A 22945-nucleotide genomic window follows, 5' to 3' on the forward strand; every position below is an offset into this window, starting at 1 on the left:
CCGGTTCCGGAGGGGCGGACGGGCTCGGGCTACTCCACGCCGATCAGCAGCAGCGACCCCTGGCGGCCGCCCTGGTACACCACCGTGTCGACCGCCAGGTACGACTCGAGCACCCGGGACTCCAGGCGCGCCGCGATCGACTCCGGGGCGTCGTCGCCGAGGACCAGGGTGACCAGTTCGCCGCCCGCCGCGAGCATGCGGTCGAGAACGGTCTCCGCCGCGGCCGTCACGTCCGAGCCGATGACGGCCACATCGCCGTCGATCAGGCCGAGGACGTCCCCGGCCTGACAGATGCCGGCCGTCGTCCACGACTGCCGTTCCGCCATGGTCACTTCGGCGTACCGGGTGGCCCCCGCCGCGGAGGTCATCGCGACGACGTCCTCGTCGAAGCGCCGCTCCGGCTCGTGCACGGCGAGCGCCGCTATGCCCTGCACCGCGGACCGGGTCGGGATCAGGGCCACGCGAACGCCTTCGGTACGCACCTGTTCGGCCGCGGCGGCCGCGGTGTGGCGCAGGTCCGCGTCGTTCGGCAGCAGCACCACCTCACGAGCGTGCGCCCGCCGTACCCCCTCCACCAGTTCCCCGCTCGCGGGCGGTTCCCCGGCCCGGGCGAGCACGGTGGTCGCACCGGCCTCCTGGTACAGCGCGGCCAGGCCCTCGCCCGGCACGACGGCCACCACCGCGCGCTGCACGGGCTCGCGCGGCGGCCGCCCGGCGCCCGTGGTGTGCACGTCCCCGGCCGCGAAGTGCGTGATCCTGATCCGGTGCGGGCGTCCTGCCTCGATGCCCGCCTCCACGGCGGCGCCCGCGTCGTCCACATGCACATGGACGTTCCACAGCCCGTCGCCACCGACCACGACGAGGGAGTTCCCCAAGGTGTCGAGCCGCTGCCGCAGCCGTGCCACGGCCGCGTCGCCGGCTTCCAGGAGGTAGATCACCTCGTAGGCGGGCCCGCCCTCCTCAGCGGGGGGATCGGCGCACTCCCGGGTGACGCCCCGCGCGTCGTCGTCCGGGCGCGGGGTCACGACGCGGCCCGCCCCCTCCGGAACCCGCGGCGCCTCGCCCGTGAACGTCTCCACCAGCGCGGCGAGCACCGCCACGAGCCCCCGGCCGCCCGCGTCGACCACACCTGCGCGCTCCAGGACTGCGAGTTGCCCGGGGGTCGCCGCGAGAGCCGCCCGGGCCCCCTCGTACGCGGCCCGGGCGACACCACCGCAGTCGTCCTCCACGCCGGTGACCGCGTCCGCGGCCGCCGAGGCGACGGTCAGGACCGTGCCCTCCACGGGGTGGGCGACGGCGTCCCGTGCGGAGTCGGCCGCACGCCTGAGCGCGAGCCGCAGCCCCTGCGCGTCGGTGTGTGCGGTCTCCCCGTCGGCGGCGAGCACCTGTGCCATGCCCCGCAGCAGCTGCGCCAGGATCGTCCCGGAGTTGCCGCGGGCCCCGATGAGCGCGCCGTGCGCCATGGCCCGCACCGCGTCGGCGAGCGTCGGGCGCTGATCGCCGCCCGCCTCCTCGTACCCGGCGAAGACGGCCTCGACGGCGGCCGCGGCGGATTCCACGGTCAGATAGAGGTTGGTGCCGGTGTCCCCGTCGGCCACGGGATAGACGTTGATCGCGTCGATCTCCTCGCGGGCCCGCCCCAGTTCCTGGAGCGCGAGACCGCACCAGGTGCGCACCGCGAGAGCATCCAATGGCTGCGGCACCTGCGCCACCTGCGCCTCCTTGAGCTGCTGGACGTGGGACGCAGCGTAGACCCAGAGGGGGCCGTGGCCGGAAGAGGGCCGCACGGACTGCCTGCACCGGGCCTCGCGCCCCCTGGGGCGGGGGTCTGCGGGCCCGTCGTTCCCCGGGGCGGCCATGGTAGTTTCGTTGTACGGGTGCAGCCGTTGTATGCTGCTCCGGTTGCCCGATCCAGATCGGGCTTTCCCCTGGCAGCGCCACTCAGATCGTACGATCTCGACCCCGGCATGCCGGGATCAACCGTAAGTGCATCTGAAGTCTTTGGAGTGACCCGTGGCTGCCAACTGCGACGTCTGCGGCAAGGGGCCGGGCTTCGGCAACAACATCTCGCACTCACACCGCCGTACGCCCCGTCGCTGGAACCCGAACATCCAGCGCGTGCGTACCGTGGTGGGCGGGACGCCGAAGCGCGTGAACGCTTGCACCTCGTGCATCAAGGCCGGCAAGGTCTCGCGCTGACGCCGACCCTCCGGACTCTCGGGTTCTCCCCACTCCCGGCTCCGGCCGAAGTGGGGGGATTCCAGGAGCTGGGGGACCTGTAGCGCGCGGCCACCGCTGGTTCGCTGCACGGAGCCGGTCCACCGAGTGGGCCGGCTTTTTGCCGCGCCCACACGGTCACCTTCTGTCGCTCGACGCATACACTCCGCCGTCTCCGCCTTTCGGCGCCCCGGGAAGGGGCCCTCGGACATCGAGCAGACCGTCCGCGCCGTCGGGGTTCCGGCCTCCGGGGCGGCCGGAACCCCGACGGGCGACGTGGCGCTCCCGCGCGCCCGCGCTACGCCTCGATGTCCCCGAAGTGGTCCCAGCCGCCCTTGCTGGTCCACGGCGCCCCGTCCACCGTCACCTGGGGCAGGGCCGAGGGGTTGAGCACCTCGCCGATCACCTTCCAGCGTGCGGGCAGCTTCACGTCCCTCGGGAAGGTCGCCACGATCGCGTGGTCCTCACCGCCGGTGAGCACCCACTGGATGGGGTCGACACCGACGGCCTGCCCGATGTCGTTCATCTGGGAGGGGATGTCGATGGCTCCGGAGCGGATGTCGATACGCACCTTGCTCGCCTCCGCGATGTGCCCGAGGTCGGCGATCAGCCCGTCGCTGACGTCGCACATGGCGGTCGCGCCGAGCCCCGCTGCGGCGGGGCCCGCGTGGTACGGCGGTTCCGGGCGGCGGTGCGCCTCGACGAACGCACGCGGCGAGCGGAAACCGCGGGAGAGCACCGCGTGCCCTGCCGCGGACCAGCCCAGCCAGCCGGTCACCGCGACCACGTCGCCGGGCTGGGCGCCCGCGCGGGTCACCGGCTCGTGGTTGCGCAGATCACCGAGCGCGGTGATCGAGATCATGATCGTGTCCCCGCGGACGACATCGCCGCCGACCACGGCCGCACCCGCCACCTGGCACTCGTCGCGCAGTCCGTCCATGAGTTCGGTGGGCCAGGTGACGGGGAGGTCCGCGGGCACCACGAGACCGAGAAGCAGCGCAGTCGGCACGGCGCCCATCGCGGCGATGTCCGCGAGGTTCTGCGCGGCCGCCTTGCGCCCGACGTCGTAGGCCGTCGACCAGTCGCGGCGGAAGTGCCGTCCCTCCAGGAGGATGTCGGTGCTCGCCACCACCCTGCGGTCCGGCGCGGCGACCACCGCGGCGTCGTCGCCGGGGCCGATCCGCACCGCCGGGGTGGTGGTGAGCCGGGAGGTGAGCTCCCTGATGAGCCCGAACTCCCCGAGCTCGCCCACGGTGCCCTTCATCGTCGTACGTCCCCTTCTGTTCCCTGCCGCGCCCGGTCGCGTGCCTGCATCGACCTCGGTACGGTCGAGTCGACCGTCAACTTGTGTCGCCGGTGTTCCCCGGCGCTCACGCCACAGCCCCCGCGGGTCTCCCCGCGACGAGCGGCGACGCGATACCGTGGCGTCCCTTCTCCCCACATGATCCTCGTGGCCGCCCTGGAGGTTCCGTGGTACAGGCGTACATCCTGATCCAGACGGAGGTCGGCAAGTCGTCGACCGTCGCCGAGACGATCAGCAAGATCCCTGGGGTCATCCAGGCCGAGGACGTCACGGGTCCCTATGACGTCATCGTGCGCGCCCAGGCCGACACCGTCGACGAACTCGGCCGCATGGTGGTCGCGAAAGTTCAACAAGTCGACGGCATCACCCGCACCCTGACCTGCCCGGTGGTGCACCTGTAGCCCCCGTCTACGCTTGGCCGGTGCGCTTCTTCCGTCACCGGCTCCCAGGTCTGCCCGCCCTCGCCCTGCTGATCGCGACGGCGGGCTGTTCCTCGAGCGACGACACCCCTTCGGCCACGGTTCCCAGTCCGAACACGAAGGTCACGAAGCTGTGCCGGAACCTGGACAAGGTGCTGCCGCGGAAGGTGGACGGCCTCGACCGGAACGATCCCCAGCCCCGGTCCGCGCTGACGGCGGGCTGGGGAAGCCCGGCGATCATACTGCGCTGCGGGGTGGCGAGGCCCGCGGAGATGGACGACCCGGAGGCGGACGGCCTGGAGGCGGACGGCGTCGGCTGGCTGCTGCAGAAGCTGGACGACGGCTCGTTCCGCTTCACCACGACGTTGCGCGCGGTGTATGTCGAGGTCAGCCTGCCCAAGGCGCACACCGGCGACGGTGTGGCGCCGCTCGTCGATCTGGCGCCCGCAGTCAAGAAGGCGATCCCCGAGGGGATCGCCTCCTGAGTGCCGCACGGACCGGCTAGCGCAGACCCGTTGTACGGCGCAGGGCGGCCTGGATCAGCCGGTCCACCAGTTCCTCGTAACCGACGCCGCTCGCCCGCCACATCTGCGGGTACATGGAGATCGGCGTGAAACCGGGCATCGTGTTGATCTCGTTGATGACGAACTCCCCGTCCTCGGCGAGGAAGAAGTCCGCACGGACCAGGCCCTCGCAGGAGGCCGCCTCGAACGCCTCCACCGCGAGCCGCCGCACCTCGGCGGTCTGCTCGTCGGTCAGCGGCGCCGGGACGATGCCGGGCGTCGAGTCGATGTACTTCGCCTCGAAGTCGTAGTAGGCGTGCGTCTGCGGCGGCGGGATCTCGGCCGGCACCGAGGCACGCGGGCCGTCCTCGAACTCGAGGACACCGCACTCGATCTCACGGCCGCGCACGGCCGCCTCCACAAGGATCTTCGGGTCGTGCCGCTGGGCCTCGGTGATCGCCTCGTCCAGTCCCCCGATGTCGTCGACCTTGGTGATGCCGATCGACGAGCCCGCGCGCGCCGGCTTCACGAACAGCGGCCAGCCGTGCTCCCCGGCGAAGTCGATGATCTTCTTGCGGGCGGCCGGCTCGTCCTGCTCCCACTCGCGCGGCCGGATCACCACGTAGGGGCCGACCTTGAGCCCGAAGGAGGTGAACACCCGCTTCATGTACTCCTTGTCCTGGCCGACGGCCGAGGCGAGCACACCCGACCCCACGTACGGGACACCGGACAGCTCCAGCATGCCCTGGAGGGTGCCGTCCTCGCCGTACGGGCCGTGCAGCACGGGGAAGACGACGTCGATCTCGCCGAGCGCCTTGGGCACCGAACCGGGCTCGCTGTACACGACTTCGCGGTTCGCGGGGTCGACGGGCAGCACGACACCGCCCTCGTGGGACTCGGCGAGTTCCTCGACGGTGGGCGTACGGCGGTCGGTGATCGCCATGCGCTCGGGTTCGTCGGCCGTGAGCGCCCAACGGCCGTCCCGGGTGATGCCGATCGGCAGGACGTCGTACTTCGTCCGGTCGATGGCACGCAGCACGGCGCCGGCGGTGACCATGGAGATCCCGTGTTCGGAGCTGCGGCCGCCGAAGACGACGGCGACACGCGGCTTGCGAGGCGGCTGCTCAGGGCTCTGGGGGAGGTTCTCGGTGCTCATATCGCGATGAGAGTACCTGTAGCCAGTGCCCTGAGGCAGCGTCCGGCCTGCGCTGTCGCTCAGCGTCGTTCCGGCTTCGCACTGCGCGACATCAGCTCCTTGAGCGCGACCACCGGCGGCTTGCCCTCGTGGACGATGCCGACGACCGTCTCCGTGATCGGCATGTCGACGCCGTGCCGACGGGCCAGATCGAGCACGGACTCACAGGACTTGACGCCCTCGGCGGTCTGCTTCGTGACCGCGATGGTCTCCTCGAGCGTCATGCCCTTGCCGAGGTTGGTGCCGAAGGTGTGGTTGCGCGACAGCGGCGAGGAGCAGGTGGCCACCAGGTCCCCGAGGCCCGCCAGCCCCGAGAAGGTCAGCGGGTCGGCGCCCATCACCAGGCCGAGCCGTGTGGTCTCGGCGAGACCACGGGTGATGAGCGAGCCCTTGGCGTTGTCGCCGAGGCCCATGCCGTCCGCGATGCCGACCGCCAGCCCGATGACGTTCTTGACCGCACCCCCGAGTTCGCACCCCACCACGTCGGTGTTGGTGTACGGCCGGAAGTACGGCGTGTGGCAGACGGACTGGAGCCGCTGCGCGACGGCCTCGTCGGTGCAGGCGACCACGGCCGCGGCCGGCATACGGGCGGCGATCTCCCGGGCCAGATTGGGTCCGGTGACCACCGCGACGCGTTCCGGGACGACCTTGGCGACGTCCTCGATGACCTCGCTCATCCGCATGGCGGAACCGAGTTCGACGCCCTTCATCAGCGAGACGAGGACCGTGCGCGGCGCGAGCAGGGGTGCCCATTCGGCGAGGTTCCCGCGCAGGGTCTGCGACGGGACCGCGAGTATCGCGAAGTCGGCCCCGTGCGCCGCCTCGGCGGGGTCCGTGGTGGCCCGCAGGTTCTCGGGGAGCTCGACGCCCGGCAGGTAGTCCGGGTTCGTACGGGTGGAGTTGACGGCCTCGACGAGCTCGGCGCGGCGCGCCCACAGGGTGACATCGCACCCGGCGTCGGCGAGCACCATGCCGAAGGCCGTCCCCCATGATCCGGTTCCGAACACGGCCGCCTTGACCGGCTTGCTCACTGGCCCTGCCCCTCCTTCTCCCTGGCCTTCTCCTGCGCGGCGGCGCTCCGGCGGCGCTGTTCGATGCGCACCTCACGGGGGTCGTACGGCTTCTCGGGCGCCTTCTCGCCCCGGAGCTCCTCGAGCTGGCGGGTGATGGCGGCCATGATGACCTCCGTCGCCTCCTTCAGCAGCTCGGGGGACATGTCCTTGTCGTAGAAGCGCGTGAGGTCGACGGGCGGGCCGGCGAGCACATGGTGCGTCTTGCGCGGGAAGAAGCTGGGCTTCTTGGCGTAGGCCGGCAGCAGCGCGTTGGCGCCCCACTGGGCGATCGGAATGACCGGGCACTTGGTCTGCAGGGCGACCCGGGCCGCACCGGTCTTGCCGGTCATGGGCCAGCCGTTCGGGTCGCGGGTGAGGGTGCCCTCGGGGTAGAAGGCGACGCACTCGCCGCTCTCCACGGCGTCGATCGCGGCACGGAAGGCGCTGAGCGCGTCCGTGCTCTCCCGGTAGACGGGGATCTGGCCGGTACCGCGCATCACGGCGCCGACGAAACCCTTCTTGAAAAGACCGCTCTTCGCGAGGAAACGGGGAACACGCTTGGTGTTGTACTGATAGTGCGCGTAGGCGAAGGGGTCCACGTGTGAATTGTGGTTCACCGCGGTGATAAATCCGCCTTCAGCCGGAATGTTCTCCATTCCGCGCCAGTCCCGCTTGAGCAGAACCACCAGCGGCGGTTTGCAGAGGACCGCTGCGAAGCGGTACCAGAAGCCGATTCTGCGGCGGGGCACGCGGACACCTTCCTCTAAGGAGCCGGCACAAGGCCTGACACTGGGGTTGTGGGCCGCACAAGTGTCACCCCCGGCCGCCCGTCTGTCGAGAACACCGTACGCCCGCCCGTCACCGACCACCGCCCTTGGCTGGTGCTTCGCACCCGTTGCCGACGGGCCGGGCGCCGGACGGCCGTCGTCCCCCTCCGGCGGACCAGGTGACAATGGGCGCGACAACACAGGGACGGAGCGCTCGTGCAGTGGACTGTCGTCGTACCCCTGAAGGCCTTGGCGCGGGCCAAGAGCAGGCTCTCGGACACCGCGGCGGACGCGGTGCGCCCGGGTCTCGCCCTGGCCTTCGCGCAGGACACGGTGGCCGCGACCCTCGCCTGTGCCGCGGTACGTGATGTGGCGGTCGTCACGGACGATCCGCTCGCCGGACGCGAGCTGGCGGCCCTCGGCGCCCGGATCGTCACGGACGAGCCGGCGGGCGGTCTGAACACCGCGCTCGCGCACGCGGCGGCGGCGGTGCGGCGATCACGCCCCGGCGGCGCGGTGGCGGCCCTGAACGCCGATCTCCCCGCCCTGCGCGCCCCGGAATTGGCCCGGGTACTCGGCGCCGCCGCCGAATTCCCCCGCGCTTTTCTGCCCGACGCCGCAGGAATCGGCACGACCCTGCTCGCCGCGGCCCCCGGCCTGGAATTGCTGCCCGCGTTCGGCGTGGATTCGCGAATGCGTCATCTGGCCTCGGGCGCCGTGGAACTCGCGCTCGACGACGTGGACTCCGTGCGCCAGGACGTGGACACCGGCGAGGATCTGCGCGCGGCGCTCGCGCTCGGTGTGGGACCACGCACGGCGGCGGTGGCGGCGCGACTGCTCATCCCCGGCGGGCACGGCGGTTGACACGACGGGGCGGTCCCCGGTCCGCCGGGGCCGGCCCCCGGTCCCGCAGGGCCCGGCGGCGCGTCCGGAGCGGTCGATAGGCTGCCGTCATGCAGGCGACCGCGTACACCTACGACCCCGAGACGCGCACCGGTCAGGTGCTGCTCGACGACGGCACCCCCGTCCCCTTCGACGCCCGGGCGTTCGACGCGGGCGGACTGAGGCTGCTGCGCCCGGGACAGCGGGTGCGGATCGAGACGGAGGGCGAGGGCGGGGACCGGCGCATCACGCTGGTGACCCTGCAGACGTTCTGACCCCCGGACACACCGCGGGCCGGGCTCCCCCTGGGAGCCCGGCCCGGCGCGTGTAGCCCGTCCGTCCCGGTCAGCTGCGGGCGGTGGCCTTCTTGGCGGTGGTCTTGCGGCCCGTCGACTTCTTGGCCGGGGCCTTCTTCGCCGGGGCTTTCTTGGCCGCCGCCTTCTTGGCGGTGGTCTTCTTCGCGGTGGTCTTCTTGGCCGCCGCGGTGGTCTTCTTCGCCGTGGCCTTCTTGGCCGTGGTCTTCTTCGCGGTGACCTTCTTCGCGGGGGCCGCCTTCTTGGCCGTGACCTTCTTCGCGGGGGCCGCCTTCTTGGCCGTGGCCTTCTTCGCAGCGGCCTTCTTGACCGTGGCGGCGGCGCCGACCTGCAGGCTGCCCTTGGGCGCCTTCTTGACGGCGACCTCGCCACCGCGCGGGAGCTTCTTCGTCCCGCTGACCAGGTCCTTGAAGCCCTGTCCCGCGCGGAAGCGCGGCACGGAGGTCTTCCTGACCCGAACCCGCTCGCCCGTCTGGGGGTTGCGGGCGTAACGGGCCGGACGCTCGACCTTCTCGAACGAACCGAAACCGGTGACCGAGACCCGGTCGCCTCCGACGACCGCGCGGACGATGGCGTCCAGGACCGCGTCGACAGCATCGGCGGCCTGCTGGCGGCCGCCCATCTTGTCGGCAATCGCTTCTACGAGCTGCGCCTTGTTCACGTCTTCCCCTTCGGAGACATCGCCAGAACGAAAGTGTTCAAGCTTTTTCGCACGTTAGGCAGATATATACCGCAAATCAAACACGAAACGGGCTTATCACCCTTGTGCCGCACCGATTCGGCTGCCTCAGAGTTCCTCTTCGGGGATTCGGTCCTCGTCGAGGTCGGTCATGAACCGCTCGAGACGCCGGGTCGCTTCGGCGGGATCGTGCTTGGCCGCGGCCGTAATGACCAGCAGCTTCCGGGTCAGCGCCATCCGTACGCCCTCCGGGACTTGCAGTGTGCGCACCCTTGCGTGCGCTTCCTTGAGTTGGGCCGCGACCGCCGTATAGAGCTCGAGTTGGCCGTCGTTGTCCATGCACAGATTGTGCCATCTGGGGCGAGTTGTCGCCCCCGCTGGGGGCAACTGCCGTCTCCCCGGGGCCTTCCGCGGGCCCCGGAACGTCATGGCGGTTCCGTCCACGGATCGCGGCAACAACCTTTGTAACCAGCAGAGTTGGCAGTGCGCGAGGCGGCGCGCCGGACGCTTTCGGCAGCGGAAACGGCTGTACCCCCAACCGTCCACGATTGGGGGTACAGGCGGTGTTGCGATGGCCGAAACCAGCCCTTGCGGGCGCGGGCGTCAGCCCTGGAGGGTCCGCGGCTTGTACGAGGGGCGCTCCGCCTCGTACGCGGCGATGTCGGACTCGTTCCGGAGGGTGATGGAGATGTCGTCGAGGCCGTTCAGCAGCCGCCAGCGCGAGTTCTCGTCCAGCTCGAAGGCGGCGGTGATGCCCTCGGCGCGTACCTCACGCGCCTCGAGGTCCACGGTGACCTCGGCCGTCGGGTCCTTCTCGGTGAGCTCCCACAGGGCGTCCACGATCTTCTGCTCAAGGACCACCGTGAGCAGGCCGTTCTTGAGGGAGTTGCCGCGGAAGATATCGGCGAACCGGGAGGAGACGACCGCCTTGAAGCCGTAGTTCTGCAACGCCCAGACGGCGTGCTCGCGGGAGGAGCCGGTGCCGAAGTCCGGGCCTGCGACCAGGACCGTGGCACCCTGCCGCTCGGGGCGGTTGAGCACGAACTCGGAGTCCTTGCGCCAGGCCTCGAAAAGCCCGTCCTCGAACCCGTCCCGGGTCACCTTCTTGAGCCAGTGGGCGGGGATGATCTGGTCGGTGTCGACGTTGCTGCGACGCAGCGGGACGGCCCGGCCGGTGTGCGTGGTGAATGCTTCCATGACTTCTCAGACTCCAGCGGGCGTACGAGTGTCGGCGTCGGACAGGTCGGCGGGGGACGCCAGGTGCCCCAGGACCGCCGTCGCTGCGGCGACCTGCGGCGAGACCAGGTGCGTGCGCCCGCCCTTGCCCTGCCGGCCCTCGAAGTTGCGGTTGGAGGTGGAGGCGGAGCGCTCGCCCGGGGCCAGCTGGTCCGGGTTCATGCCGAGACACATGGAACAGCCCGCGTGCCGCCACTCCGCGCCGGCCTCCTTGAAGATCACGTCCAGGCCCTCGGAGACGGCCTGCAGACCCACGCGTGCGGAGCCCGGGACGACCAGCATCCGTACACCGTCGGCGACTTTGCGGTTCTCGATGATCGCGGCGGCGGCGCGCAGATCCTCGATGCGCCCGTTGGTGCAGGAGCCTACGAAGACCGTGTCCACCTTGATGGAACGCAGCGGCTGCCCGGCGTCCAACCCCATGTACTCCAGGGCCTTTTCCGCGGCCAGGCGCTCCGAGGCGTCCTCGTACGAAGCGGGATCGGGGACGGACGTCGAAAGCGGCGCACCCTGGCCCGGGTTGGTGCCCCAGGTGACGAACGGCGAGAGCGCGGCGGCGTCGATGCGCACCTCGGCGTCGAATTCCGCGTCGTCGTCGGTCCGCAGCGTCTTCCAGTACTCCACCGCGGCGTCCCACTCCGCGCCCTCGGGGGCGTGCGGACGGCCCTTGAGGTAGGCGAAGGTGGTCTCGTCCGGGGCGATCATGCCCGCCCGGGCACCGGCCTCGATCGACATGTTGCAGATGGTCATCCGGGCCTCCATCGAGAGCTTCTCGATGGCCGGGCCGCGGTACTCCAGGATGTAGCCTTGGCCGCCGCCGGTGCCGATCCTGGCGATGATGGCCAGGATCAGGTCCTTGGCCGTCACGCCCTCGGGCAGCTCGCCGTCGACCGTGATGGCCATGGTCTTCGGGCGGGCCAGGGGCAGCGTCTGGGTCGCGAGGACGTGCTCGACCTGGGAGGTGCCGATGCCGAACGCCAGCGCGCCGAACGCGCCGTGCGTCGAGGTGTGCGAGTCACCGCAGACGACCGTCGTGCCGGGCTGGGTCAGGCCCAGCTGCGGGCCGACGACGTGCACGACCCCCTGCTCGACGTCCCCCAGCGGGTGCAGGCGCACACCGAACTCGGCGCAGTTCTTGCGCAGCGTCTCCAGCTGGGCGCGGGAGACCGGGTCCGCGATGGGCTTGTCGATGTCGAGGGTGGGGGTGTTGTGGTCCTCGGTCGCGATGGTGAGGTCGAGCCTGCGCACCCGGCGTCCGCTCTTGCGCAGACCGTCGAAGGCCTGCGGGCTGGTCACCTCGTGCAGCAGGTGCAGATCGATGTAGAGGAGGTCGGGCTCGCCCTCGGCGCGCCGGACGACGTGGTCGTCCCAGACCTTCTCCGCGAGTGTCCTACCCATCGCTTTCCCTCCGGTCGGCGAAGCGTGCGCCGACCCAACTAGAGATCTTGAGGTGGCAGCGCCCGTACCCCCGGATCCCGGGCGTGTGCCGCCGGGCCCGTTGGCACGCGGGCCGCCGTGACTTCCAGGGTGGCGGGTTCCTCGGGAAATTGAACTTGCGTTTCACAGAGTGAGACGTGAGTATCGTTGCATGGACAACAGTAGCGGCGTCGGCGTTCTGGACAAGGCGGCCCTCGTCCTGAGCGCTCTGGAGTCCGGTCCGGCCACCCTCGCGGGCCTGGTCGGCGCCACCGGACTGGCACGACCCACGGCCCACCGCCTGGCCGTGGCGCTGGAACACCACCGTATGGTGGCCCGCGACATGCAGGGCCGTTTCATTCTCGGACCCCGGCTGTCCGAGCTGGCCGCGGCGGCGGGCGAGGACCGCCTGCTGGCGACGGCGGGCCCCGTACTGACCCACCTCCGTGATGTCACGGGCGAGAGCGCACAGCTCTATCGCCGCCAGGGGGACATGCGCATCTGCGTCGCCGCCGCGGAGCGCCTCTCGGGTCTTCGGGACACGGTCCCGGTCGGCTCCACGCTCACGATGAAAGCAGGCTCCTCGGCTCAGATCCTGCTGGCCTGGGAGGAGCCCGAGCGGCTGCACCGCGGCCTGCAGGGCGCGCGCTTCACGGCGACGGCCCTGTCCGGCGTGCGGCGCCGCGGCTGGGCCCAGTCCATCGGGGAGCGCGAGCCGGGCGTCGCGTCCGTCTCCGCACCCGTGCGCGGCCCCTCCAACCGCGTGGTCGCCGCGGTCTCCGTCTCCGGCCCCATCGAGCGCCTGACCCGCCACCCGGGCCGGATGCATGCACAGGCCGTCATCGACGCGGCCGCCCGGCTCTCCGAGGCACTGCGCCGCTCGGCCTGAGCGGCACGCACGTCAGCGGGCGGGGCCGGCCTCAACGCCGCGGTGGGCCCTCTCCCGGGAAACGGCACCCCTGCGCTTCACACCGAAGGCGGCTGCGCCGCCTGGCCTGCCCTCGCCGAACGGAACGCGAACCGGTCGCCGGCCCGGCGCCCCCGTTTCTCGAGGGGCAGGACGCCGTGCGCGGCGGCGAGCCCGAAGGCCGGCATGTCACCGTAGATCGACTCGTAGGCGCCCTCCGGCACCACATAGGTCTCGTGCCAGATCCCCACGTGCTGCCGCAGCTTCCCCGCCTTCTCCTTGCGGTTGATCGTCGCCCAGGCCCTGTGGTGGAACATGTCGGACGCCGACGCGTAGGCGTACAGCTTCTCCTTGGACTCCCAGTACTGCACGACGTAGTACGTCCGCGGGGACGCCGTCAGCAGGACATGGCCGAGCAGGCCGCGCCCCGGCCTCTTCTTGAGCTCGCGCAGCATGCGGGGCATCGCCATGAGCGCCGGCAGCCAGTGGTGCACCGCCCAGAAGTGGTTGATCCGCATGCCGATGAGCAGGACGACCACATCCCCCTCGGCGGCTGCGGTCGTACGGCTCACGGTCTTGGGCTTCCCGAACACGACGTCCCCCTCGGCAGCCATTGGTCAGCGGCGCTATCCGACACCGCCGTGCTTGGATAGTGGCGCGACCCGAGGAAAGGCGCAAGGGATGCGGCTGGCGGAGTTGAGCGAGCAAAGTGGTGTGTCCACCGCGACGATCAAGTACTACCTGCGGGAAGGGCTGTTGGCGCCCGGCCGCCAGGTGAACGCGACGACCGCCGAGTACGACGAGGGCCATCTGCGCCGGCTGCGGCTCGTTCGGGCGATGATCCAGGTGGGCCGGATGCCGGTCGCCACCGCCCGGGAGGTTCTGCGGCACGTCGACGACGAGTCGCTCGGCCGCACCATCCGCCTGGGCGCGGCCCTGTGGGCGATGCCACAGGGGCCGGAGCCGGACGAGGAGGACCCCTCGGTGGTGGCCGCCCGGCGCGAGGTGGACGCACTGCTGCGCATGCTGGGCTGGGAGACCGCGCACGAACTCGCGTCCCTGTCCCCCGTGCACCGGTCACTGGTGGCGGCGGTGGCTGCCCTGATCCGGCTCGGTTATCCGTGTGACGCCCAACTCATGGAACCGTACGCGGAGTTGATGCACCAGGTGGCCCGGCGCGACCTCGACCTGCTGCAGACGCACGCCGCGGAGAGGGACAAGGTCGAGACGGCGGTCGCGGCGGCCGTGCTCTTCGAGCCGGTGCTGCGCGCACTGCACCGGCTCGCACAGGAGGAGGAGTCGGCGCGGCGTTACGGACTGGAATGACCCGCACCCCGCGCCCCGCCGCAGGGCAATCCCGGAAAAGACGCAGGGCCCCCACCGAAGTGGAGGCCCTGCGATCGGTGTACCCCCGACCGGATTCGAACCGGCGCTACCGCCTTGAGAGGGCGGCGTGCTAGGCCGCTACACAACGGGGGCGAGGATCTAGCGTTTCCGCAGATCCGAGCTGGTCTACCTGGACTCGAACCAAGACTAACTGAACCAGAATCAGTCGTGCTGCCAATTACACCATAGACCAATGTGGTTTAGACCAGTTCGTACCCCCGACCGGATTCGAACCGGCGCTACCGCCTTGAGAGGGCGGCGTGCTAGGCCGCTACACAACGGGGGCCCTAGCGATCCTGCATCGACACCAGTGGGAGCGACCCGACTGTCGTCGCGGGAAGGATCTGTACCCCCGACCGGATTCGAACCGGCGCTACTGCCTTGAGAGGGCAGCGTGCTAGGCCGCTACACAACGGGGGCTCGCGGATCTGATCCGCAGGTGCAGATGAGCTCTGCGAGCTGGCCTACCTGGACTCGAACCAAGACTAACTGAACCAGAATCAGTCGTGCTGCCAATTACACCATAGGCCACTGGAACGCAAGCCCCTGTGGGGATCTTGTTCTAGCTTGCGCCTCCGGTTCCGGCCTCTCGGCCCGCTCCCCGGCGGCGCAGGAAGAACATTACCCGAAGGTGGACGGCGCTCCAAAACGGGTATCCGTGCCGAGGACCGAGGGGAGTTCGGCGAGGGAGGCGATCCGGTGCAGGCCGGCGGACCCTTCGGCGCCGGACCGGGCGCGCCCGTCCGTGACGGTGCTCACCCCCGCGCGGTCGATCCACACCGACAGCAATCCGGCCTCGGCGGCCCCGCGCCCGTCGATCTCGGGATGGTCGCCGACGTACGCGACGTCGTGCGGTGCGAGCCCCAGGGCGTCGCAGGCCGCACGGAAGGCCCGGGCGTCCGGTTTGGAGACGCCCAGCTCCGCGGCGCACAGAACCGTCTCGAAGCGGTCGCGCACACCGAGGGTGCGCAGCTTGTACTCCTGGACGTGCGCGCTGGAGTTGGACAGCACCGCGTGCCGGTGGCTCGCGGCGAGCGCGTCCAGGACCGGCAGCACGTCCGGGAAGAGGGCCCAGGCCGCTTCGTAGTGGTCCAGGTAGCGGCGGAACCAGGCGTCCGCCGCCTGGTCCGTCAGCTCCTCGCCCAGGAAGACCCGTACCCGGTCCCTGCGCTGCCCCTCGAAGGACGTCTCCCCCGCCGAGAACCGCGCCCACTGGGCGTCCGTGACCGCCCGCCACCGCAGGAGTGCCTGCTCGACGGTGTCCCGGCCGCCGAGCAGCCCCTCGGCGGCCAGGTGCCCGCGCATGCCGGCCCGATCCGCGGTGGTGTAGTCGAAAAGGGTGTCGTCGACGTCCCAGACCACGGCGCTGATGCTCATGGTCCGACGGTAGCTCCGGACGGGTGACCGTGTCCGTTCGTTCGCCCCGGTCGGCGGTCACGGCGCCGAGGAACGCACGAGGGGCGGCACCCGGCCGGGTGCCGCCCCTCGTGCGCGAACGGGTCAGGCCGAGAGCTTCGCGAGCGCCGCGTCGATCCGCCGCAGCGTCTTCTCCTTGCCCAGGACCTCCAGGGACTCGAAGAGCGGCAGGCCGACCGTGCGTCCGGTGACGGCGACGCGGACCGGGGCCTGCGCCTTGCCGAGCTTGAGGCCGTGGGCCTCGCCGGCGGCCAGGACGGCTTCCTTCAGCGCCTCCGCGGAGGTCCAGTCGGCGCCCTCCAGGTTCTCCCGGGCCGTGCGGAGAAGGGCGTCGCTGCCCTCCTTCATGGCCTTGGTCCAGGACGCCTCGTCGGACACCGGCTCCGGCAGGAACAGGAAGTCGACGTTCTCGGTGATCTCCGAAAGGACCTTGAGGCGGGTCTGCGCGTGCGGCGCCACCGCCTGCCACTTCGCCTCGTCGAAGTCCTCCGGCGCCCACGGCGCGAACGGGGCCTTCAGCCAGGGCCGGCAGCGCTCCGCGAAGTCCTTCACCTCGAGCAGGCGGATGTGGTCCGCGTTGATCGACTCGGCCTTCTTCAGGTCGAACCGTGCCGGGTTGGGGTTCACGTCGGCCACGTCGAAGGCGGCGACCATCTCGTCGACGGCGAAGATGTCGCGGTCCGCCGCGAGCGACCAGCCCAGCAGGGACAGGTAGTTGAGCAGTCCCTCGGGCAGGAAGCCGCGCTCGCGGTAGAGGTTCAGCGACGACTCCGGGTCGCGCTTGGACAGCTTCTTGTTGCCCTCGCCCATCACGTACGGCAGGTGCCCGAACGCGGGCACGCCCTTCGCGACGCCGAGTTCGATCAGCGCCTTGTAGAGCGCGATCTGGCGGGGGGTGGAGGAGAGCAGGTCCTCGCCGCGCAGGACGTGGGTGATCTCCATCAGCGCGTCGTCGACCGGGTTGACGAGGGTGTACAGGGGCGCGCCGTTCGCTCGCACGATCCCGTAGTCTGGCACGTTCTCCGGGGTGAAGGTCAGCTCGCCGCGGACCAGGTCCGTGAAGGTGATCGTCTCGTCGGGCATCCGGAAGCGCACGATCGGCGTGCGCCCCTCGGCCTCGTACGCGGCCACCTGCTCGGCGCCCAGCTCACGGCAGTGCCCGTCGTAGCCCGACGGGCGGCCGGCGGCGCGGGCCGCGTCGCGGCGGGCGTCCAGCTCCTCCGTCGTGCAGTAGCAGTGGTAGGCGTACCCGCCGTCCAGGAGCTTGCATGCGACGTCCTTGTAGATGTCCATCCGCTGCGACTGGCGGTAGGGCGCGTGCGGGCCCCCAATCTCCGGACCCTCGTCCCAGTCGAAGCCCAGCCAGCGCAGCGAGTCCAGAAGCTGGACGTAGGACTCCTCCGAGTCGCGGGCCACGTCCGTGTCCTCGATGCGGAAGACGAACGTGCCGCCGGTGTGACGGGCGTACGCCCAGTTGAACAGGGCGGTGCGGACCAGACCCACATGGGGGTTGCCGGTCGGGGACGGACAGAAACGTACGCGGACGGAGCCGTTAGCCACGCTTGATCACCTTGTTGGTGAGAGTGCCGATGCCTTCGATGGAGACGGCGACCTCGTCGCCGACGTTGAGGGGGCCGACCCCCGCGGGGGTGCCCGTGAGGATCACGTCGCCGGGGAGCAGCGTCATGGCCTCGGAGATGTTCACGATCAGATCCTCGATCGGGTGGATCATCTCGCTCGTCCGGCCGAGCTGGCGCTGTTGGCCGTTGACCGTGAGCTGGATGGTGAGATCGCCCGGGTCGAGATCGGTCTCCACCCAGGGGCCGAGCGGACAGGCCGTGTCGAAGCCCTTGGCCCGGGCCCACTGCTTCTCACGCCGCTGGACGTCGCGCGCGGTCACGTCGTTGGCGCAGGTGTAGCCGAGGATCACGTCCTTGACGCGCTCACGCGGGACCTCGCGGCACAGGCGGCCGATCACCACGGCCAGTTCCGCCTCGTAGTGCAGCTCCTGGGTGAAGGAGGGGTAGGCGATCTCGTCGCCAGGACCGATCACCGAGGTGGACGGCTTGAAGAAGGCGAACGGGGCCTCCGGCACCTCGTTGCCCAGTTCCCTGGCGTGCTCCGCGTAGTTGCGGCCGAAGGCGACGACCTTGTTCGGGAGCACCGGGGGCAACAGCCTGACCTTGCTCAGCGGCACCTTCGTACCGGAGAGCTCGAAGTCCGCGAACGGGATGCCCTTGATGATGTCGAGAACGAGCTCGTCCGGCTTGTCGCCCTCGACCGCGCCGAAGGCGACATTCCCGTCGATGGAGAATCTGGCGATGCGCACGAGATCCCTGCGCCCCTCACTGAGCTGGCTGGAGTATGACGCTCCAGGCTAACGCGACGGGGGGCCGGCGCCTCGCGCATTACGGCGGGCGCCGCCCGGACCGGACGCGGCCGCACGCGCGGGGCGCGCGTGCTCAACCCGTCCCGGCGGTCACCGGGTGCTGACGTCGCACCACCTCGACCGGCCGGCACGGGGCCCGCGGGTCACTCCCCGGCGAAGGCCTGCACCGGGATCTCGTCGAGCACCGTGCGACGGGGATTGGCGGTGTGGCTGGGAAGGTCGACCGAATGTTCCGGCGTCGCCGGCGCCTGCAGCTCCTCGGCGTCGGCGAGGTGCGCCAGCGTCGTGCGCCGCGGGTTGGCTATCGTGCGGAACATCATCGTGGTCTTCACTGTTGTCGTTGACCTTGTCGTTGCGGGCGCCGGTCGGGCCTCAAGGGCCGCCACCCGGGCGCGGGTTGTCGGATTCGCCATCCCTGTAAAGCGCCAGGCTAAACATGCAATTCCCGTCGGAAGCCATGAAGGGGGCATGATCCCCGTGTGAGTTTGCTCACTGACCGGCGATCAAAAAGGGCAATTCAGGCTGCCGTTGGGCACCGGCCAAACGGACATTCTTCCATTGAACCTTGCATTCCGCCCCTGATCATGGCGACTGGGACACCGCTCGTGACCCAATGGATCGTGCGCCTAAGTCCGTTATGTACAAGATAACTTTCTACGCCTCGTGACACGGCACTCACACGGCGTCACGATGGTCACGGGCTCGCCCATTGGCCTTGTTGGAGATCCTGCACTGTGCTGGAATTCCACGGACCGCCGCGGGATCGCACCGGCGCGCAGGGGCGCAACGCAGCGCCGAGAAGCGGCGGGAAGGGGGAGCCTGCGCCGGTCACTCACGACCATCAGGGGGGCGTATTCAGGACGCCTCTCTACACGCCGACACCGTCCCGCCGCTCGCGCGGAGGGGCGCCTGGTCCAGAGGTTGCGACGCTAGTGCAGGGACGTTTCAAGAGGGATGGCAGCGCTTCGGCGGAGCCGGAGCCGCACGGCGGGACCGACCGTGGTTCCTCGCCCCAGCACGCCCAGAACCCGGGACAGGCACCGTCCGGCGGTGGTCCCGAGCGTCCTGGGCGCACGGGCGCGACCGCGGCTCCCACACCGCCCGCCCCACCCAAGACGACTCCTCCGATCGACCCCGGTGCGCGCATAGCCCTGCGCAACTGGCGCATCTCCACGCGCCTGGTGTCGCTGCTCGCGCTCCCCGTGGTCGCCGCCACATCGCTCGGTGCCTTGCGCATCGGCGACAACGTGGACCAGATCCGGCAGCTCGAGAACATGAAGCTGCTGACGGACATGACCAAGTCGGCGACGACGCTGGCCGAGGCGCTCCAGGAGGAGCGCGACCGGTCCGCCGGCCCGCTGGCCCACGGCGCCTCGGGCGACGACACCACGGTCAAGGGCGTCCGCGACAAGACGAACCGGGCCCGTACCGCGTTTCTGGAGGGCACCCAGGAGATCGGTGACGCCTCCGAGGACGGCCGGCTGTCCGGTGTGCGCGAGAGCGTCGTCGGTATCGCGAGCGAGCTCAACAACCTCAGCGCGATCCGCGCAGGTGCCTATAAGCAGTCGGAGAACTCCACCCAGACGGTCGAGGCCTACCACCGGCTGATCACCCAGCTGCTCAGCCTGTCCCAGGACATGGCCCAGGCGACCAGCAACCCGGAGATGATCCAGCGCACCCGCGCCCTGGCGGCCTTCTCGACCGCCAAGGAGTACGCGTCCGTGCAGCGCGCGGTCATCGCGGCGGCCCTTCCGACGACCAACAAGACGTCCGGCCATCTCTCCGAGAACGACCGCCAGTACGCGCTCTCGGCTCTGGACAGCCAGGACTCCGAGCTGGACGTCTTCCGCAGCATCTACGGTGACGGCGCCGAGGACCTGACGAAGCCGATCGACCAGGGCAGTCCGACGATCGAGGAGGCCGACCAGTACGCGAGCCGCGTGCTGAAGAGCGAGAACGGCCTGCAGACTCAGGACAAGCAGGGTTACCTGGACTGGGTCGACGACGACTCGGCCAAGATCCAGCAGATGAAGAGCATCGAGGGCACGCTCCTCGAGCAGATGGAGCAGAAGGCCCGCGAGCTGAAGGACGCCTCTGAGCGCGAGGCGATCATCTCCGGTGCGCTGATCCTGCTCGTCCTCGGCGTGTCCCTGGTCGGCGCATTCGTCGTGGCCCGCTCCATGATCCGCTCGCTGCGCCGCCTGCAGGAGACCGCCACCAAGGTCGCCCAGGACCGCCTGCCCGAGCTGGTCAAGCAGCTGTCCGAGTCCGACCCGCAGGACGTCGACACCTCCGTCGAGTCGGTCGGTGTGCACTCCCGGGACGAGATCGGCCAGGTGGCCGCGGCCTTCGACGACGTGCACCGCGAGGCGGTCCGCCTCGCCGCCGAGCAGGCCCTGCTGCGGGGCAACGTCAACGCGATGTTCACCAACCTCTCGCGCCGGTCCCAGGGTCTGATCCAGCGCCAGCTGTCGCTGATCTCGGAGCTGGAGTCCCGCGAGGCCGACCCGGACCAGCTGTCCTCTCTGTTCAAGCTCGACCACCTCGCGACGCGTATGCGCCGTAACGGTGAGAACCTCCTCGTCCTCGCGGGTGAAGAGCCCGGCCGCCGCTGGACCCGCCCGGTCCCGCTGGTCGACGTGCTCCGCGCCGCCGCGTCCGAGGTGGAGCAGTACGAGCGCATCGAGCTGGCCGCCGTGCCGTCCACCGAGGTCGCCGGCCGCGTGGTCAACGACCTCGTGCACCTGCTCGCCGAGCTGCTCGAGAACGCCACCTCGTTCTCCTCGCCGCAGACCAAGGTCAAGGTCACCGGTCACGCGCTGCCCGACGGCCGCGTGCTGATCGAGATCCACGACACCGGCATCGGTCTGTCCCCCGAGGACCTCGCCCAGATCAACGAGCGGCTGGCCGCGCCGCCCACGGTGGACGTCTCCGTCTCCCGCCGCATGGGCCTGTTCGTGGTCGGTCGTCTGTCGCAGCGGCACGGCATCCGTATCCAGCTGCGCCCGTCCGACTCCGGTGGTACTACCGCGCTGGTCATGCTCCCGGTCGACGTGGCCCAGGGCGGCAAGAAGCCGGCCCCCGGCAAGCCGGGCCAGGGCGCCCCGCAGACCGGTGGCCCCGCCGCCGCGCAGGCCGCCGCCGGTGTGGCCGCGGCCCGTCGTCAGGCCCAGCAGAGCGGTTCGTCCTTCGGTACCGGTCAGACCGGTGCCCAGGGCATCGGCGCAGCGCCTCAGCGCGGTCAGGTGGGCGCCGGTCAGGGCCCGCGTCCCGCGCTGCCCGGCAGCGCCCCCGGTGGACGTCCCGGTGGTCCGCAGGGTCCCGGTTCTCCGCAGCAGGGCCGGCCGGCCCCCGCGGGCACCGGCGCCGGAGCCTTCGGACAGGGTGGCCAGCAGGGCGCCCAGGCCTTCCAGGACACCGGGTCCCGCCAGGGCGGCTTCGGTGACGACGGGTCCGGCATGAACCCGGCGGCCGCCTTCGGCGACACCACGCCGACGGCCGCACCGCAGCAGCCTCAGCAGAAGCAGCCCAAGGAGCGCGGCGGACGCCGCCGTCCGCAGCTGTCCGGCCGCGGCGGTGCACGGGCCGAGCTGCCCGGTGGCAACGCGCAGCGCACCCCGAGCTGGAGCGACGAGAACGCGCAGCCGCCGGTTCCGCGTGCCTCGCTGGACACTCCTCGTGGCCACGAGGAGCCGGACGCCCTGTCCGCGACCTCGCCGATGCCGCGCATCGACGACCGCCAGGGCCCCGCCTCCACCAATGAGTTCCCGCGGCCCGACTTCAACGGCCCGCGCCCCGGTACGGCGAACAACAGCGGCCCGTTCGTCCGCTCGGACGTCTTCGGCAGCCAGGGCAGTACGACGGGCCAGCACCCCGTACAGAACGGTGCGACGAACCAGTACCCGGCGCAGGGCGCACCGACGGGCCAGTACCCGGCACAGAACGCCCCCACCGGCCAGTACCCCGCACAGAACGCCCCCACCGGCCAGTATCCGGCGCAGGGCGGACCGACGAGCCAGTACCCGGCACAGAACGCCCCCACCGGCCAGTACCCCGCACAGAACGCCCCCACCGGCCAGTATCCGGCGCAGGGCGCACCGACGGGCCAGTACCCGGCACAGAACGCCCCCACCGGCCAGTACCAGGCTCCCGGCCGCGGTCAGGACACGGGCCAGTTCCCGACTCCGGGCCGTCCGCAGGACCCCGCCTCCACCGGTCAGTTCACCCGGCAGGGTTACGACGCCTCGAGCACGGGGCAGTTCGCGGCCCCGGGCTACGGAAACCGCCAGGACCCGTCGTCCACCGGCCAGTTCGAGCGGCCGCAGATGGGTGGCGAGGGCTACGGTGCCTCCCGGCCGCCGACGCCGCAGCAGCCGCAGCGACGTCAGGATCCCGAGGCCCTGCCGCCGGCGGGACCCGGCGACGGACGCACCCCGCTGTTCGACACGCTCGAGACCAACTGGTTCCGTGGCGACCGGCAGCCGCAGGGCAACGGCGCCGTGCCGCCGCCCCCTCAGCAGCCCCCCACCACCCCGGCGCCCCAGCGTCCGGAGCGTCCGGCCGCCAACGCGGCCTGGCGCACCTCGCCGAACGACGAGATCGTCCGTCAGGCCGAGCGCGTGCGGCAGCCTGCCGCGGGCGGCGTCACCACCTCCGGCCTGCCGCGCCGGGTCCCGCGCGCGAACCTCGTGCCGGGCACGGCTCAGCAGCAACAGCACCACACCGGTCCGCAGGTCTCGCGTGCGCCCGATGACGTACGCGGCCGGCTGACCAATCTCCGACGGGGCATCGCCCAGGGTCGCCAGGCCGGTACCGGCCCGACCGGCAGCTACCCCAGCCCCACTCACCAGCAGGAGCGTTAGTT

22 protein-coding genes and 5 tRNA genes are annotated in these 22945 nt (G+C 70.8%); 8 read left to right on the forward strand and 19 right to left on the reverse strand.

What is annotated here, in order from left to right:
• Positions 1–29: 29 nt before the first annotated feature.
• Entirely contained in the window at positions 30–1712 is a 1683-nt protein-coding gene (locus RCR19_RS11250) for a DAK2 domain-containing protein (protein WP_331265014.1), read from the reverse strand.
• Positions 1713–2013: 301 nt separating this feature from the next.
• On the opposite strand from RCR19_RS11250, the gene rpmB reads away from it, so the two are divergent.
• The gene (gene rpmB / locus RCR19_RS11255; protein WP_004924906.1) at positions 2014–2199 is read left to right on the forward strand and encodes a 50S ribosomal protein L28; all 186 of its coding nucleotides are present in this window, start codon (positions 2014–2016) and stop codon (positions 2197–2199) included.
• Positions 2200–2515: 316 nt separating this feature from the next.
• On the opposite strand, the gene RCR19_RS11260 is transcribed toward rpmB, so the two are convergent.
• The gene (locus RCR19_RS11260) at positions 2516–3481 is read right to left on the reverse strand and encodes a thiamine-phosphate kinase (RefSeq protein ID WP_331265015.1); all 966 of its coding nucleotides are present in this window, start codon (positions 3479–3481) and stop codon (positions 2516–2518) included.
• Between the two features lie 206 nt (positions 3482–3687).
• Between RCR19_RS11260 and RCR19_RS11265 the strand changes: the two genes are divergently transcribed.
• On the forward strand, positions 3688–3921 hold the full coding sequence (locus tag RCR19_RS11265; protein WP_059131736.1) for an Lrp/AsnC ligand binding domain-containing protein: 234 nt from the start codon (positions 3688–3690) through the stop codon (positions 3919–3921).
• A gap of 20 nt (positions 3922–3941) precedes the next feature.
• Positions 3942–4424 (forward strand): DUF3515 domain-containing protein, encoded by a 483-nt coding sequence (locus RCR19_RS11270; protein WP_331265016.1) that lies wholly within the window; start codon positions 3942–3944, stop codon positions 4422–4424.
• A gap of 16 nt (positions 4425–4440) precedes the next feature.
• Here the strand turns inward: RCR19_RS11270 and RCR19_RS11275 are convergent, their stop codons facing one another.
• Genes RCR19_RS11275 through RCR19_RS11285 form a run of 3 tightly spaced genes read right to left on the reverse strand, consistent with a single transcriptional unit; the run spans position 4441 to position 7438 of the window.
• On the reverse strand, positions 4441–5598 hold the full coding sequence (locus RCR19_RS11275) for a D-alanine--D-alanine ligase family protein (protein ID WP_331265017.1): 1158 nt from the start codon (positions 5596–5598) through the stop codon (positions 4441–4443).
• A gap of 59 nt (positions 5599–5657) precedes the next feature.
• Positions 5658–6668, reverse strand: a complete 1011-nt coding sequence (locus RCR19_RS11280; protein WP_059131733.1) for an NAD(P)H-dependent glycerol-3-phosphate dehydrogenase — start codon at positions 6666–6668, stop codon at positions 5658–5660.
• A complete protein-coding gene (locus RCR19_RS11285) occupies positions 6665–7438 on the reverse strand; it encodes a lysophospholipid acyltransferase family protein (protein WP_331265018.1) in 774 nt (257 codons plus the stop codon). The genes RCR19_RS11280 and RCR19_RS11285 overlap by 4 nt, the downstream gene beginning before the upstream one ends.
• Before the next feature lie 234 nt (positions 7439–7672).
• Here RCR19_RS11285 and cofC point away from each other — a divergent pair, with 234 nt between their 5' ends.
• Both cofC and RCR19_RS11295 read left to right on the forward strand, forming a co-directional pair.
• Positions 7673–8320, forward strand: coding sequence for a 2-phospho-L-lactate guanylyltransferase (cofC, locus tag RCR19_RS11290; RefSeq protein WP_331265019.1), 648 nt, complete (start codon positions 7673–7675; stop codon positions 8318–8320).
• A gap of 89 nt (positions 8321–8409) precedes the next feature.
• The gene (locus RCR19_RS11295; protein ID WP_331265020.1) at positions 8410–8613 is read left to right on the forward strand and encodes a hypothetical protein; all 204 of its coding nucleotides are present in this window, start codon (positions 8410–8412) and stop codon (positions 8611–8613) included.
• Positions 8614–8683: 70 nt separating this feature from the next.
• Here the strand turns inward: RCR19_RS11295 and RCR19_RS11300 are convergent, their stop codons facing one another.
• From RCR19_RS11300 to leuC, 4 genes are all read right to left on the reverse strand, one after another.
• A complete protein-coding gene (locus RCR19_RS11300) occupies positions 8684–9313 on the reverse strand; it encodes an HU family DNA-binding protein (protein ID WP_331265021.1) in 630 nt (209 codons plus the stop codon).
• Positions 9314–9439: 126 nt separating this feature from the next.
• Entirely contained in the window at positions 9440–9670 is a 231-nt protein-coding gene (locus RCR19_RS11305) for a hypothetical protein (RefSeq protein WP_059131728.1), read from the reverse strand.
• Positions 9671–9934: 264 nt separating this feature from the next.
• Positions 9935–10528, reverse strand: a complete 594-nt coding sequence (leuD, locus tag RCR19_RS11310) for a 3-isopropylmalate dehydratase small subunit (protein WP_331265022.1) — start codon at positions 10526–10528, stop codon at positions 9935–9937.
• 6 nt (positions 10529–10534) lie between these two features.
• Entirely contained in the window at positions 10535–11965 is a 1431-nt protein-coding gene (leuC, locus tag RCR19_RS11315) for a 3-isopropylmalate dehydratase large subunit (protein WP_059131726.1), read from the reverse strand.
• Between the two features lie 190 nt (positions 11966–12155).
• Between leuC and ndgR the strand changes: the two genes are divergently transcribed.
• Positions 12156–12872, forward strand: a complete 717-nt coding sequence (gene ndgR / locus RCR19_RS11320) for an IclR family transcriptional regulator NdgR (RefSeq protein WP_331265023.1) — start codon at positions 12156–12158, stop codon at positions 12870–12872.
• A 77-nt stretch (positions 12873–12949) separates the two neighbouring features.
• Here the strand turns inward: ndgR and RCR19_RS11325 are convergent, their stop codons facing one another.
• Positions 12950–13483, reverse strand: coding sequence for a DUF4188 domain-containing protein (locus RCR19_RS11325; RefSeq protein ID WP_331265024.1), 534 nt, complete (start codon positions 13481–13483; stop codon positions 12950–12952).
• 88 nt (positions 13484–13571) lie between these two features.
• Between RCR19_RS11325 and RCR19_RS11330 the strand changes: the two genes are divergently transcribed.
• Positions 13572–14216 carry a MerR family transcriptional regulator gene (locus tag RCR19_RS11330; protein ID WP_331265025.1) on the forward strand — a complete coding sequence of 215 codons (645 nt, stop codon included), beginning with the start codon at positions 13572–13574 and terminating at the stop codon, positions 14214–14216.
• A gap of 80 nt (positions 14217–14296) precedes the next feature.
• Here RCR19_RS11330 and RCR19_RS11335 read toward each other — a convergent pair.
• The 9 genes from RCR19_RS11335 to RCR19_RS11375 all read right to left on the reverse strand — a co-directional run bounded on the left by RCR19_RS11335 (position 14297) and on the right by RCR19_RS11375 (position 18413).
• A tRNA-Glu gene (locus tag RCR19_RS11335) sits at positions 14297–14369 on the reverse strand.
• Positions 14370–14397: 28 nt separating this feature from the next.
• Positions 14398–14469, reverse strand: a tRNA-Gln gene (locus RCR19_RS11340).
• Positions 14470–14489: 20 nt separating this feature from the next.
• Positions 14490–14562 (reverse strand) — tRNA-Glu (locus tag RCR19_RS11345).
• A gap of 61 nt (positions 14563–14623) precedes the next feature.
• A tRNA-Glu gene (locus tag RCR19_RS11350) sits at positions 14624–14696 on the reverse strand.
• 39 nt (positions 14697–14735) lie between these two features.
• Positions 14736–14807 (reverse strand) — tRNA-Gln (locus tag RCR19_RS11355).
• Positions 14808–14897: 90 nt separating this feature from the next.
• A complete protein-coding gene (locus tag RCR19_RS11360; RefSeq protein WP_331265026.1) occupies positions 14898–15653 on the reverse strand; it encodes an HAD family hydrolase in 756 nt (251 codons plus the stop codon).
• A 123-nt stretch (positions 15654–15776) separates the two neighbouring features.
• A complete protein-coding gene (gene gltX, locus RCR19_RS11365; protein ID WP_331265027.1) occupies positions 15777–17252 on the reverse strand; it encodes a glutamate--tRNA ligase in 1476 nt (491 codons plus the stop codon).
• Positions 17245–18021 (reverse strand): fumarylacetoacetate hydrolase family protein, encoded by a 777-nt coding sequence (locus RCR19_RS11370; protein ID WP_059131721.1) that lies wholly within the window; start codon positions 18019–18021, stop codon positions 17245–17247. The genes gltX and RCR19_RS11370 overlap by 8 nt, the downstream gene beginning before the upstream one ends.
• A gap of 203 nt (positions 18022–18224) precedes the next feature.
• Positions 18225–18413 (reverse strand): hypothetical protein, encoded by a 189-nt coding sequence (locus RCR19_RS11375; RefSeq protein WP_331265028.1) that lies wholly within the window; start codon positions 18411–18413, stop codon positions 18225–18227.
• Positions 18414–19013: 600 nt separating this feature from the next.
• Here RCR19_RS11375 and RCR19_RS11380 point away from each other — a divergent pair.
• The gene (locus RCR19_RS11380; RefSeq protein WP_331265029.1) at positions 19014–22943 is read left to right on the forward strand and encodes a nitrate- and nitrite sensing domain-containing protein; all 3930 of its coding nucleotides are present in this window, start codon (positions 19014–19016) and stop codon (positions 22941–22943) included.
• Positions 22944–22945: the final 2 nt, after the last annotated feature.

Source organism: Streptomyces sp. WAC07094 (assembly GCF_036320405.1).
Lineage (GTDB): Bacteria > Actinomycetota > Actinomycetes > Streptomycetales > Streptomycetaceae > Streptomyces > Streptomyces lannensis.

Coding starts and splice junctions, on each gene's coding strand:
- RCR19_RS11260 (WP_331265015.1), bottom strand. CDS start 3,481: ATGAAGGGCACCGTGGGCGAGCTCGGGGAGTTCGGGCTCATCAGGGAG.
- RCR19_RS11275 (WP_331265017.1), bottom strand. CDS start 5,598: ATGAGCACCGAGAACCTCCCCCAGAGCCCTGAGCAGCCGCCTCGCAAG.
- RCR19_RS11295 (WP_331265020.1), top strand. CDS start 8,410: ATGCAGGCGACCGCGTACACCTACGACCCCGAGACGCGCACCGGTCAG.
- RCR19_RS11305 (WP_059131728.1), bottom strand. CDS start 9,670: ATGGACAACGACGGCCAACTCGAGCTCTATACGGCGGTCGCGGCCCAA.
- leuD (WP_331265022.1), bottom strand. CDS start 10,528: ATGGAAGCATTCACCACGCACACCGGCCGGGCCGTCCCGCTGCGTCGC.
- leuC (WP_059131726.1), bottom strand. CDS start 11,965: ATGGGTAGGACACTCGCGGAGAAGGTCTGGGACGACCACGTCGTCCGG.
- ndgR (WP_331265023.1), top strand. CDS start 12,156: ATGGACAACAGTAGCGGCGTCGGCGTTCTGGACAAGGCGGCCCTCGTC.
- RCR19_RS11330 (WP_331265025.1), top strand. CDS start 13,572: ATGCGGCTGGCGGAGTTGAGCGAGCAAAGTGGTGTGTCCACCGCGACG.
- RCR19_RS11360 (WP_331265026.1), bottom strand. CDS start 15,653: ATGAGCATCAGCGCCGTGGTCTGGGACGTCGACGACACCCTTTTCGAC.